13 protein-coding genes are annotated in these 12,271 nt (G+C 33.4%); 1 reads left to right on the top strand and 12 read right to left on the bottom strand.

Translation table 11 applies throughout. The features are described 5' to 3' along the window. Window positions 1–4: 4 nt before the first annotated feature. The 7 genes from BM319_RS07790 to spoIIGA all read right to left on the bottom strand — a co-directional run bounded on the left by BM319_RS07790 (window position 5) and on the right by spoIIGA (window position 5,597). Entirely contained in the window at window positions 5–511 is a 507-nt protein-coding gene (locus BM319_RS07790; RefSeq protein WP_069035606.1) for a cell division protein SepF, read from the bottom strand. A 5-nt stretch (window positions 512–516) separates the two neighbouring features. Continuing rightward, entirely contained in the window at window positions 517–1,191 is a 675-nt protein-coding gene (locus BM319_RS07785; protein ID WP_069035605.1) for a YggS family pyridoxal phosphate-dependent enzyme, read from the bottom strand. A gap of 4 nt (window positions 1,192–1,195) precedes the next feature. Beyond that, on the bottom strand, window positions 1,196–2,020 hold the full coding sequence (pgeF, locus tag BM319_RS07780; RefSeq protein WP_069035604.1) for a peptidoglycan editing factor PgeF: 825 nt from the start codon (window positions 2,018–2,020) through the stop codon (window positions 1,196–1,198). Between the two features lie 238 nt (window positions 2,021–2,258). Then, window positions 2,259–2,540, bottom strand: coding sequence for a YlmC/YmxH family sporulation protein (locus BM319_RS07775; RefSeq protein ID WP_069035603.1), 282 nt, complete (start codon window positions 2,538–2,540; stop codon window positions 2,259–2,261). A 371-nt stretch (window positions 2,541–2,911) separates the two neighbouring features. Continuing rightward, the gene (gene sigG / locus BM319_RS07770) at window positions 2,912–3,691 is read right to left on the bottom strand and encodes an RNA polymerase sporulation sigma factor SigG (protein WP_056471070.1); all 780 of its coding nucleotides are present in this window, start codon (window positions 3,689–3,691) and stop codon (window positions 2,912–2,914) included. A gap of 270 nt (window positions 3,692–3,961) precedes the next feature. After that, on the bottom strand, window positions 3,962–4,681 hold the full coding sequence (sigE, locus tag BM319_RS07765; RefSeq protein ID WP_069035602.1) for an RNA polymerase sporulation sigma factor SigE: 720 nt from the start codon (window positions 4,679–4,681) through the stop codon (window positions 3,962–3,964). A gap of 10 nt (window positions 4,682–4,691) precedes the next feature. Continuing rightward, complete coding sequence (spoIIGA, locus tag BM319_RS07760; RefSeq protein ID WP_286143708.1) at window positions 4,692–5,597, bottom strand: sigma-E processing peptidase SpoIIGA; 906 nt, start codon at window positions 5,595–5,597, stop codon at window positions 4,692–4,694. Between the two features lie 201 nt (window positions 5,598–5,798). Here spoIIGA and BM319_RS07755 point away from each other — a divergent pair, with 201 nt between their 5' ends. Next, on the top strand, window positions 5,799–6,467 hold the full coding sequence (locus tag BM319_RS07755; RefSeq protein ID WP_069035600.1) for a class I SAM-dependent methyltransferase: 669 nt from the start codon (window positions 5,799–5,801) through the stop codon (window positions 6,465–6,467). Between the two features lie 48 nt (window positions 6,468–6,515). Here BM319_RS07755 and ftsZ read toward each other — a convergent pair whose 3' ends face one another. The 5 genes from ftsZ to murG all read right to left on the bottom strand — a co-directional run bounded on the left by ftsZ (window position 6,516) and on the right by murG (window position 12,197). Continuing rightward, window positions 6,516–7,658 carry a cell division protein FtsZ gene (ftsZ, locus tag BM319_RS07750; RefSeq protein WP_069035599.1) on the bottom strand — a complete coding sequence of 381 codons (1,143 nt, stop codon included), beginning with the start codon at window positions 7,656–7,658 and terminating at the stop codon, window positions 6,516–6,518. Between the two features lie 35 nt (window positions 7,659–7,693). Next, a complete protein-coding gene (gene ftsA / locus BM319_RS07745) occupies window positions 7,694–8,974 on the bottom strand; it encodes a cell division protein FtsA (protein WP_025569267.1) in 1,281 nt (426 codons plus the stop codon). Between the two features lie 222 nt (window positions 8,975–9,196). Then, on the bottom strand, window positions 9,197–9,952 hold the full coding sequence (locus tag BM319_RS07740) for a cell division protein FtsQ/DivIB (protein WP_091022107.1): 756 nt from the start codon (window positions 9,950–9,952) through the stop codon (window positions 9,197–9,199). A gap of 170 nt (window positions 9,953–10,122) precedes the next feature. Next, complete coding sequence (murB, locus tag BM319_RS07735) at window positions 10,123–11,031, bottom strand: UDP-N-acetylmuramate dehydrogenase (protein WP_091022104.1); 909 nt, start codon at window positions 11,029–11,031, stop codon at window positions 10,123–10,125. A gap of 74 nt (window positions 11,032–11,105) precedes the next feature. Then, window positions 11,106–12,197 carry an undecaprenyldiphospho-muramoylpentapeptide beta-N-acetylglucosaminyltransferase gene (gene murG / locus BM319_RS07730; RefSeq protein ID WP_091022101.1) on the bottom strand — a complete coding sequence of 364 codons (1,092 nt, stop codon included), beginning with the start codon at window positions 12,195–12,197 and terminating at the stop codon, window positions 11,106–11,108. Window positions 12,198–12,271: the final 74 nt, after the last annotated feature.

Below are 12,271 nucleotides of genomic sequence, written 5' to 3'. Positions count from 1 at the left end.
TTAATTACCACCTTTTAATGGAATTGTCTTCCTCAAATAACATATCTGTAATCGTTCCAGAAATATCAATATTATCAGGTGTACAAATAAACGTATTTGTACCAATTTTTTTTATATCTCCACTTATTGCATAAACTGTACCACTTAAGAAGTCAACAAAGCGCTTAGCTTGATCGATTTGCATTTGTTGTAAATTGATCACAACTGCTTTTTTTGCTTTTAAATGGTCTGCAACATCCTGTGCTTCTGCATATTCACGCGGCTGCGCTAATACAACTTTTGACGACAAAGAAGCTCCTCCTGGTATACTTACTAATTTTTGCTTTGATGCATTTCTCTCTTGGTTAATTTCTTCATTTACATGTTTAGAAAATTGTTGTTGTTGATGCTGTTGTTGATATTGTTTTTGTTGCTGATGTTGTTGCTGATGTTGTTGCTCTTCGTATTCATAATCATCTTCATACTCATCTTCCATTGCAAAAAAGTTTCTAACTTTCCCAATAATACTCATCTTCTCTACCTTCCCTTTCCTACTAAATCAGTACCTATTCTTATGAATGTAGCACCTTCTTCTATTGCTATCTCAAAATCATTAGACATACCCATTGATAATTCAGAACATGGAATATTTGCAATCTGTAGCTCTTTTACTTTTTCTTGTAATTCCTTTAATCCTTTGAAGCTATTTCGAATGATCGTTACATCCTCCGTGAAGGGTGCCATAGTCATTAACCCAACAACTTGTACTTTATCAAATTCTGAAAGTTGTCTAGCAAATTCGATTACATCATTTGGATCTATGCCATGCTTTGAGTCTTCTCCAGATACATTGACCTGTAGGAAACATTTTAATGGTTCTGCTGCTCGTTTTTGTATCTCTTCTGCTAAGGATAGTCGATCTAAAGAATGTAAGTAATCTATTCTATGTATGACATCTTTTACTTTTCTAGTTTGAAGTGAACCAATAAAATGCCAGATAACATCACTTTTAATGTGATCTTGTTTTTCCTTTAGTCCTTCAAAACGGTTTTCACCTAATTGAAGTATACCTTCAGCTAAAACTTCTTTAGCCACTTCAGTGGATACTTGTTTAGTAACAGCTATTAGAGTGACATCATCATCTCGATTTGCTCTTACTTTGGCTCCATTAATTTGTTCACTAATACGTTCATAATTTTGTTTGACAGTCATGATGCTAATTCCTCCAACCAATATAACTCATCATTCTTCCTGTTTTCCCACCATCCCTACGGTGAGAAAAAAATAGGCTCGGGTTACAACTTGTACAATAATTTGTCATTATTATATTTTCTTCACTAATACCCGATCTAATGAGTAATTGTTTGTTTGCTTCTTTTAAATTCAATTTGAATTTCCCATTTTGTAAAGTGGTTAAAATATTATTAGGAATCTTGTGTTCAAAAGCATCATCTACCTTATTCATCACAAAATCATCCACTTCATAACAACAATCACCAATTGCTGGCCCGATTGCAACTTGGATATTTTTAAGTTGTACGTTTTCTTCTTTCACCAATTTTTCGATTAAACGTCCGCCAATGTTTTGAACAGTACCTTTCCAACCTGCATGAGCTAAACCAATAAATTTACTTGTTGGTTCAAGGAAATACAACGGAACACAATCTGCATAACAAGAAGTTAATAATATATTTTCCTCATTCGTATAAAAACCATCTGTTGTCTCGATGCTAGTTTCGTAATCAGTAACACCTTTGCCACAATCTTTTTTTGTTACTTTCACCACATTATTCCCATGAACTTGTTCTGAACAAACCCATTTCGTCTTTGAAAACTCTAATTTACTCGCAAGGAGTTCTCTATTTTCTACTACAATATCCTTCGAGTCATTTACATGTAATCCAAGATTAAAAGAAGTGAAACAACCTTGGCTAACTCCATCATTTTTTGTTGTAAATCCTGCAACTAAATGTTTGTATGAGTCTTCCCAAGGTTGAATCATAAAAGTACTTTCAGTCGATTGAATGAAGCTCTCTTTCATATTTATAAGACCTCACAGAAACTAATTTAGTAAATATATGTAAACCAGTTATGGTTTCCTATATTTTACCATAGATTTCACATTTTTGATTATTTTTGACAAAACACACTTATTTTTTTCACTTTCGAAAATAAAATTAGCTGCAAGGAATCGCATTCGACGTGGTATCAATTTTAGGAATAAAGTAAAATTGCAACTACGCCCCAATCTACTAGAAACTCATCAGTCAACAAGTTTTTTATGTGTATTTAACTGGACTAGCTTGGTTTTCATCTAAATCCACAGATGAACGATATTTTACCAATATAACATCTTCACCTATTTTCACAATATCATTCCAATAAATTGTCATTTCCTCTTCTTTACTAAAAAAATTTAATCCCTTCCCTGGCTTTGTTAAAATAATCGAAGTGATTTTACCATTTGATTGATCAATATCTAAATCAACAATATTGCCTAATTTCTTTCCATCGGCAACATTTACAACATCTTTAACTTGAAAATCTGAAATTCTGGCCATTTTACTTCACCATCCTTTTTATAAAATATATGAAGTAAGGGCCAAACATCATGATAAAATTCAAATAAAAATGTGTTAGACAAGGTTGTTCGATGCTCATCCATTGTCTAACACATTAATATCGTATTTTCATTCTTCCAGTTTAACTAACTTTTTAGTAGTTATTGGATTATTTAGTTATATAGTTGTTTGTCTTTTAAATTTCATTCATTATAATATGTAATTCATTATACAGGTATTGAAGTCAGGCTCTATATACGATTTCTAGCTCCTCGAGGTCATAAGCCAATTTCCGGTAAAGGTTAAAAAGCAAACCTTTACCAGAAATCGTCTTATGCTTGTCGGAGCTGGACAGTCGCCTCCGCTTTTCGTTAGCCCTGTATATTTTTATTCATTTGTTTTATTGCTGATTTTTCTAGCCTGGATACTTGCGCTTGGGAGATTCCGATTTCTTCGGCAACTTCCATTTGTGTTTTTCCTTGGAAGAATCTTTTGCTAATGATCATTTTTTCTCGATCGTTTAGTCGTTTCATTCCTTCGCGTAGTGCTAGTTCTTCAACCCATTGCTCGTCCTTATTTTTATCATCGCTTAGCTGATCCATTACAAAGATTGGATCTCCGCCATCGTTATATATCGGTTCAAATAACGAAACTGGGTCTTGAATTGCATCTAATGCAAAAACGATTTCTTCATGTGTTACGCCTAGTACTTCTGCGATTTGAACAGGAGTTGGTTCCTTTGAATTCTCTGCTAATAATCGCTCTCTAACTTGTAATGCTTTATAAGCGATGTCTCTTAATGATCTAGACACTCTTATCGGGTTATTATCCCTTAAATATCTTCTTATTTCACCAATAATCATAGGTACAGCATACGTCGAAAATTTTACATTTTGGCTTAAATCAAAATTATCAATAGACTTCATAAGGCCTATGCAGCCGACTTGAAATAAGTCATCCACAAATTCTCCGCGATTATTGAAACGCTGAATAACACTTAGAACAAGTCGTAAATTACCGTTTACGATTGTTTCTCTTGCGCTTCGATCACCGCTTTGCATTGCATGAAATAACTTACGCATCTCATCATTCTTTAAAACTGGAAGCTTTGATGTATCTACACCGCATATTTCTACTTTGTTTCGTGTCATGATGTTCCCTCCTACTTGGAGTTGCTGTACTATAGGTAAGTATCTCCTTCGGTGGAAAATTTATGCACAAAATAAAGTATACAAAAATAATAAATTCAGTAGTAAAAAAGCCTGGAAAATTGGAGGAAATCTAGGATTTTCTAGGCCAAATAAATAAAATTTAGGATCTAAGATTAATAAAAATATTTTTTAAAATCATTTGGATCCCCTTCAGACATAGAAAAAACCGATTAGTATTTGAAAAACTCAAATCTAATCGGTTCTTATAGTTTAAACCATTTTATTAAACTCTTTTCGAAGTCTTTTAATAATACGTTTTTCTAATCGGGATATATATGATTGCGATATTCCAAGCATATCAGCTACATCTTTTTGGGTTTTTTCTTCGGTTCCATCTAGTCCAAATCGTAGTTCCATTATTTGTTTTTCACGATCATTCAGTTGATCTAATGCCTTTGTTAATAATGATTTATCGACATTGGCTTCTAAATCCTTCGTTATGATATCGTCTTCTGTACCTAATACATCGGAAAGTAATAATTCATTGCCATCCCAATCAATATTTAATGGTTCATCGAATGATACTTCAGAACGATTTTTATTATTTCTACGTAAATGCATCAGAATTTCATTTTCGATACATCTCGATGCATAAGTAGCCAATTTAATTTTCTTTTCAGGATTAAAGGTATTAACAGCTTTTATCAATCCGATTGTACCAATGCTAATAAGATCTTCAATATTAATGCCGGTATTTTCAAACTTTCTAGCAATATAAACTACTAATCGTAGATTTCTCTCAATTAATAGTGATCTAGCACCTAAATCTCCATTCGGTAGTTTCTGTAAAAGCTTTTCTTCTTCTTCCCTTGTCAAAGGAGGTGGTAATGCTTCACTTCCCCCAATGTAGTATACTTCGTCGGCTTTCAATCCAAGCTTAACTAATAGCTTATACAAACCTAACTTAAGTTTTAAGAACAATCGATTCATTTTCTACCTCCTATGCAATTTCATTAATTGTTCCCTGCATCATTTTTGGATGAAGGATACATTCATATAAATTGTCTGAAGACAAAGTAACATGACTCAATCCAACTAAAACCGAACTCGATGAATACCATTTCCCATTAATTTTCAATTTAACAACAGTAGGTTTTATTGCGACGAGGAATTGATTACTTTGACCAATACTTTTATAAGGTATATAAGTTCCTTGAAAAAAACTTAAGACATCGAGTGCTTCTGTATTATGTAATGTATTTTCAGAATCTCTAACTAACTTTACTAGTTCTATTGGTAATCCATAATCACTAGTGGAACAATCTAAAATAATAACTGGTTTCCTTGAAAGCGGTTCATGTAGAGAGTTACCACTATCCATTAACCCTCTAATTTTAATCGAAGTGTTCCGCCATACAATTTCCATTTCATACATTTCATTCAATTTCCATTTCGTAAACGAGATCTGATTGATCGATTTTCTAGCGTAAAATATGACGATTGGTAGCATTCCAATTACAAAATACCAGCTTACAGGATCCCCATAAAAGGATGATTTGGTTAAATTTGATTCATTTGTAGCAAATAAATAATGTAAGCCTAATAATGCGCCACCTAAAATGAATGTGGAAAAATAGAAGATACTTAATAGCTGTAAAAAAGTGATAATCCGTTGACGTCCAAATGCAAAAAATACGATGAAAAACGATAATAATATTTTCATAAAGGGTGAGCCAACAACATATGCATAAGGAGTAAACGTCATTAAAACAACGATAGAACCAAACAATGCCCCTAACAATGACCGCAAAATAGATACATTTCTTTTTAGAATTAAGCCCGTCAACTGAATGATCAAGAAGTCCATTAATAAGTTTAATAACCAAACAAGATCACCATATATCACCAATTTTGTTCGCCATCCTCTATAGAATATTCATTTATATGTAAGTATAGGATGAGCACGGTAAGAAGTCTGTCAAAAAAAGGAAGCTTTATTGAAGAGTTTTTCGACAATACATTTTCGAAACATGGAATGGACAGGTCAATATTTTATAGAAATCTTTCACTTTATTTCTATTAAATTTGCCCAATAAGGAGTGAGGATTTGGACAGTTGGATATTTCATTCACCCATTTTTGAGTTTGACGGAACTAAACCATCTATAAGACAGCACTCTGCCTGGAAAGGTCACGCTAAATTTGCTTACGATTTAGTTCAATTCGTTAAACCAAAAAAAATTGTAGAATTAGGTACCCACTTTGGCTTTTCTTTTTTCTGTTTTTGTCAAAGTGTGAAAGATCATAATCTGTCATGTGAATGTTTTGCGGTTGATACTTGGCAAGGTGATCCGCATAGTGGATTGTATAGTAATGAAGTGTTTGATACAGTGCATGAAGTTGTTCAAAAACATTACCAGAAAGAGGCTAAAATGTTACGTAAGTCTTTTGACGAAGCAATTCAGAATTTTGAGGATAATACGATCGACATCCTTCATATTGACGGTTTTCATACTTTTGAAGCTGTGCTACATGATTACAATACTTGGCTACCAAAAGTATCTATAGAAGGAATTGTTTTAATCCATGATACAGAAGTACGAATACAAGATTTTGGGGTTTATAAATTTTGGGAAGGCATTAAACAACAACTCCCATCTTTTGAATTTATACACTCACATGGTTTAGGTGTTTTATTCCCTAAAGGCTGTAACGAAAAGTTCAAGAGTGTCTTTAGTGATCTAACAAATTTACAAAATCACTACTCGAACGAATGAAAAAAACCAAGATAAGAGATTCATCTTATCTTGGTTTTTTTACATTTATTAGCGTCTTTTACGATTACGTAAAAATGCCGGAATATCTAAGTCATCAAGACTAGTTACATTTTTAGTCGTTTCTACAACCGGAGCTTCTTCGCGAATTGGTTCGCGTTTAATAGTTGGTTGTGGAGTTTGAGTAGGTGTTGAAATTGTTTGTCTCGCCATTGGTTTAGGTGTAGGCGGTGCTGTAATGACACCTTCAAATCCAGTCGCAATAACCGTTACAATAATTTCATCCTTTAAGTTTTCATTGATTACAGAACCGAAAATCATATTTACTTCAGCATCACATGCAGTCGATACGATATCCGCTGCTTCTTGCACTTCATATAAGCTTAAGTTAGTTCCACCTGTGATATTCATAAGTACACCTTGTGCACCATTAATTGAAGTTTCTAATAATGGACTAGAAATAGCTTTTTTAGCTGCTTCTGCCGCACGGTTTTCTCCGCCAGCAACACCGATACCCATTAATGCAGAACCTTTATTAGACATAATTGTCTTAACATCTGCAAAGTCAAGGTTAATTAATCCCGGAACAGCGATTAAGTCAGAAATACCTTGAACCCCTTGACGAAGTACATTATCTGCTTCGCGGAATGCTTCTAGCATTGGGGTATTACGATCAACGATTTCTAATAATCGGTCATTAGGAATAACAATTAAAGTATCAACGCTTTCCTTCATTGCAGCGATTCCAGTTGCCGCTTGAGTTGAACGCTTTCTACCTTCAAATGTAAATGGACGAGTAACTACACCTACAGTTAATGCACCTAATTCTTTTGCTACTTGTGCAATTACTGGAGCTGCACCTGTTCCTGTACCTCCACCCATTCCAGCAGTTACGAATACCATGTCTGCGCCTTTAAGAGCTTCTTGTAATTGTTCTCTACTTTCTTCTGCTGCTTTTTTACCTACCTCTGGATTAGCTCCTGCCCCTAAACCGCGAGTAAGTTTGCCACCAATTTGCATTTTCACTTCAGCTTTTGATAGATTAAGAGCTTGTGCATCAGTATTCACAGCTATAAAATCTACCCCTTGTACTCCATGTTCAATCATTCGGTTAACGGCGTTATTTCCTCCGCCACCTACACCAATTACTTTTATCTTCGCTAAAGCATCTACATTTGTATCAAAATCTAACATGATTGATCCCCCTACTTTTCAAATTCATCACAAATTTAATCCCATAAATATTTAAAAATGCTTTTAACTTTACTCATGACGCGCTCTTCATCCTGCTGTTTTGGTTTTGTATTTGAATTTGAAACAGCTACAGGTTTTCGTTCATTTGATTCGAATGCAATATTAGAGCTAAGTTTTTTTCCACGCATTTTTGATTTATAAAAAGCATACTTGATTAGACCTACTCCAGTAATGTATTGAGGTTCTCTTACACCTATATAATCTGGTGTTGCAACCCTTACATTATTTTTAAATACCTTTTGAGCTAAATCGATTACACCAGTCATTGTTACTGTACCACCAGTTAAAACAAATCCACCTGGTAAATTGCTTCCCCTCATTCTAACAAGCTCATTTTGAACCATAATGAAGATTTCTTCTAATCTAGCTTCAATAATATCGGAAATTTCTTGCTGACTGAATTGTTGATGTTGTTCACTACCCATTATTGGTACACTCAATACTTCTTCAGATAATGCAGTATCGTAAAAAGCATGTCCAAATTTCACTTTAATTTTTTCTGCATCTTCTGTTGAAGTTTTCAGTCCAATTGATATGTCTTTTGTAATATGGTCTCCTCCAACAGGTAGGACAGAAGTTGCCATTAATACACCTTCTCTAAAAAGAGAAATTGTAGTAGAGCCTCCACCGATATCAACAAGTGCTACTCCTAAGTTTTTCTCATCCTGCTTTAGTCCTATCGTACTTGCAGCCATAGGTTGTAGACATATATCCGTTACTTCTAACCCCGCTCTCTCAACACAACGAAGTATATTATGTACTAGAGTTCTTGAACCAGTGATTAATGTACCTTCCATTTCCAAGCGTACACCAATCATTCCTCTTGGGTCTTTTACCTCAGAAAGGCCATCAACAATGTATTCATGTGGAACAACATCGATAATTTCTCTTTCCGGTGGTATCGAAATTACTTGAGCCTGATCCATTACTCTTAAAACATCTTCATTGTCAATTTCTTTATTTTCTTTAGAAACTGCTACTACGCCGTTAGTACTAATCAATTGCACTTGATTCGCACTAACCCCTACAATTACTTTGTCAATATGAATGCCAACCATTCTTTCTGCTTGATCAATTGCTTTTTTGATTGATTTGACTGTTTCATCTATATCAACTATTGACCCACGTTTTAAGCCTGAAGATTTAACATTACCAACACCGATAATGTTAAGTGTGTCGTTAACTAGTTCTCCTATGATTACTTTAATTGTTGAAGTTCCAACGTCAAGACTCACATAGATCTCATTGCTGTTCATGATGGCACCTCCTTTTTCTCTATCTATTATAATCGAGCATCAGTTCATTCTTAAATATCATATATGACATCTATTCAACATTTACGGGGTTTTTCCTCTTTTTTAAGTTTGATTTTTCATAATCTTTTTATTTTTTTTCATTATTTCTATTTAACTACTAGTCTACACTAACATGTAAAGTTAAAAAAGACTTGAAAGTACCGTTAACTAATGTTAAATCGACTATTTAGTATCAGTACTATAAGGAGAAAAATACGCACCAACTTCTAAATGGATAACCCCTTTTTGATCTTTAGGTATTGACTTTAAAATTAATGGGTAATTTGACATTTTATTCGAGAATTTTCGAATCGTTGTCCTTACTTCATACCCTTCATTCGTAAAAACTGTAATTAACAAAGGATCATCCTTACTTGGAGTATAATCAATTTCAGAAATTGAATGAAATATACTTTGTGGCATTTTTTCCAATTCCGCAGCCATTTCCTGCAACTCGTCTCCTTGTTTCCAACCAACTAAATCAGGTGCTGTAGTATTTCCTAGTGAATTTTTCTCTTTAATAAGGACTCCGCTTTCTAACAAAAGATACTTTTTCCCGCTGAATAAACCTTGTCCAACAGGCTGAAATTCTTTAACATCGATTTCTACTTTATTAGGAAATCTTTTATGTACGATTGCAGATTGAATTGTGTTTTGACTTTCAAGTTGATCTACTACCCTTTTTGACCTAATTGTCAAAAAGCTATCATCAACGCTAACATCGGCTAATTTTTGAATTTCTTTATCAGAGTACAGTTGGTTTCCATTAATTACTAAGTGAATTTTTGAACCAATTGATGTTTGGAAATACAATACACATAAAAGCAAAGAAAAAAACACAAGAATTGTGACCAGTAATCGCATATTTGCTTTTTTACGTTTTTTATTACGTAAAACAGGTACACGGTCTTCTAAACTAATAATCTTATTTTCCTGCATAAATATGCCTCCATTATCAATGTTCAACTAAAAATACCTTTTTAATTTACTTTTGCTTAAGAAGTAATTTAAGAATAATAAAAAATAGAACAGCAAATGAATGCCATTCTATCTTGGTCATCATATGCTATGTAAATTATAGCATATAATATGGTTAGTTTAGAAGAAACTTACATTTTTTTCCCAACAATTTCAACTTCTGTTTCAAGTTGTACATTAAATTTTTCTAATATAGTTTTCTTAATAAATGCTATTAAGTCTAATACATCTTTTGAAGTGGCATTTCCAGCATTTACAATAAAGTTACCATGCATTTCAGAAACCTTCGCACCACCAATTTGATATCCTTTTAAATCAGCACGTTCAATTAAATTACCAGCATACTGTGGTAATGGATTACGGAAAATACTTCCAGCACATGGATAGTTCCATGGTTGTGTTTCTCTTCGATAATCTTTGTTTTTTTGCATTAAAGCAGTTGAAGCTTCTTTTGATCCCTCTTGGAGCTGAAGTTCTGCTTCTAGTATAAATCCTTTACGTTTATGTTGTAAAACTGAAGTTCGATAAGAAAAGTCTAATTCTTCATTTGATAGCCATTCCATTGTTCCATCAGGAAATAGAATATGTGCTCTGGAAGTAATATTTGAAAAATCGGATTGATGAGCTCCTGCATTCATATATACACCACCGCCAACACTACCAGGAATTCCACTTGCAAACTCTAGACCAGATAATCCTTTTCTACTTAGTTGAGTAGCTAAACGAATAACTGAATAGCCTGCACCTACAACTACTTTTGTACCTTCTACTTCAATATGGTCTAAGCAATCACTAATTTTAATTACGACACCTTCAATACCTTGATCAGATACAAGTAAATTTGATCCTCTACCAATTACTGTCACATTTACACCATATTCATTTGCAAGGTTAATAATCTCTTTAATTTCATTCACAGTTTTAGGAATGACCAAATACTCAGCTGGTCCTCCAATTTTCATTGTCGTATGATTTGCTAAAGGCTCATTTATTAGAAGACTCGAGTCATTTAATAGTTCCTTTAATTTTGATTCAAACATTCGATATTTTCCCCCTTTAGCTTATAGTATCCTCTATTATATCTTTATTTTATTTCAAACTCGTTCGTGCAAGTTCATTTACGTATTTTTTCTAATACATTTACTAGTTTTTTTGCAGCATCTGGTACACCCATTTTTAATGATGCATTTTTCATCTCTTCAAGTTTAATAGGATTTAGTAATACTTTTTCAATTTCAGTTACTAAATATTCACTATTGAAGTTTTTTTCCAATATAACAATTGCCGCACCATTTTTCTCGAGTGATCTAGCATTAACTTCTTGGTGATTATTTGTTACATATGGGCTCGGTATAAGAATACTAGGTTTTCCTAATGCAGTTAATTCTGCTAATGTAGTCGCCCCTGCTCTTGATACGACTAAATCCACTTCTCTTAAGATTTCAGGCATATTATGTAAAAATGGCTTAACCACTACATTTTCTGGGTTACCTACTTTATTTATTTCCTCAATGACAGAATCGTAGTGTACTTCGCCAGTTACATAAATCATTTGGTAATCTTTTTCACCTAATTGATTAACACTTTTTAAAAATGCTTGATGAATCGGTCTTGCTCCCCTCGAACCACCAACAATTAGTACTGTGCGTTTACCTGATTTTAATCCTAATGATTCTAATACTGCTGGATTTGATTCGCCAAGTACTTCAGAAGCCCTCGGGTTTCCAGTAAACACTACTTTCTCTTTATTAAAATAGTCAGCAACCTCTTCAAAACAAATTGCAACTTTTGTTACATAACGATTTAAGAACTTATTTGTTAGTCCAGGTATACTATTTTGTTCATGTATAACTGTCGGAATCCCTAGTTTTGCCGCTGCGTAAACAACAGGACCACAAACATATCCACCTGTACCAACGACTACATCTGGCTTAAATTCACGAATTATTTTCTTACTATCTGATACACCCTTTAAGAATCGATAGACTGTTTTAAAATTCTCTAATGATATACTTCTCTTGAACCCTGTAATAACAATAGATTTAAAAGGTATGTTTGCTTTAGATACAATCCCTTTTTCTAATCCATTTTCTGTACCAACATATAAACATTCTACATTGGAATCTTGTTTTTTTAACTCTTTAATTAGCGCAAGTGCTGGATAAATATGACCACCAGTACCCCCACCACTAACTAAAATTTTCATAAAGATCCTCCTAAATTACAATACATAAATAACTTTAAACAGTTTAAGTAGTTATTATACCAATTTTATCACTA

It is taken from the genome of Bacillus sp. UNCCL81 (assembly GCF_900112535.1).
GTDB lineage: Bacteria > Bacillota > Bacilli > Bacillales > Bacillaceae_G > Gottfriedia > Gottfriedia luciferensis_B.
This window is presented reverse-complemented; position numbering and strand designations above follow the sequence as displayed.

What these genes read in the sequence shown, in the direction of transcription:
- BM319_RS07790 (WP_069035606.1), bottom strand. Translation starts at nt 511, where the DNA reads ATGAGTATTATTGGGAAAGTTAGAAACTTTTTTGCAATGGAAGATGAG.
- BM319_RS07785 (WP_069035605.1), bottom strand. Translation starts at nt 1,191, where the DNA reads ATGACTGTCAAACAAAATTATGAACGTATTAGTGAACAAATTAATGGA.
- pgeF (WP_069035604.1), bottom strand. Translation starts at nt 2,020, where the DNA reads ATGAAAGAGAGCTTCATTCAATCGACTGAAAGTACTTTTATGATTCAA.
- BM319_RS07775 (WP_069035603.1), bottom strand. Translation starts at nt 2,540, where the DNA reads ATGGCCAGAATTTCAGATTTTCAAGTTAAAGATGTTGTAAATGTTGCC.
- sigG (WP_056471070.1), bottom strand. Translation starts at nt 3,691, where the DNA reads ATGACACGAAACAAAGTAGAAATATGCGGTGTAGATACATCAAAGCTT.
- sigE (WP_069035602.1), bottom strand. Translation starts at nt 4,681, where the DNA reads ATGAATCGATTGTTCTTAAAACTTAAGTTAGGTTTGTATAAGCTATTA.
- ftsZ (WP_069035599.1), bottom strand. Translation starts at nt 7,658, where the DNA reads ATGTTAGATTTTGATACAAATGTAGATGCTTTAGCGAAGATAAAAGTA.
- ftsA (WP_025569267.1), bottom strand. Translation starts at nt 8,974, where the DNA reads ATGAACAGCAATGAGATCTATGTGAGTCTTGACGTTGGAACTTCAACA.
- BM319_RS07740 (WP_091022107.1), bottom strand. Translation starts at nt 9,952, where the DNA reads ATGCAGGAAAATAAGATTATTAGTTTAGAAGACCGTGTACCTGTTTTA.
- murB (WP_091022104.1), bottom strand. Translation starts at nt 11,031, where the DNA reads ATGTTTGAATCAAAATTAAAGGAACTATTAAATGACTCGAGTCTTCTA.
- murG (WP_091022101.1), bottom strand. Translation starts at nt 12,197, where the DNA reads ATGAAAATTTTAGTTAGTGGTGGGGGTACTGGTGGTCATATTTATCCA.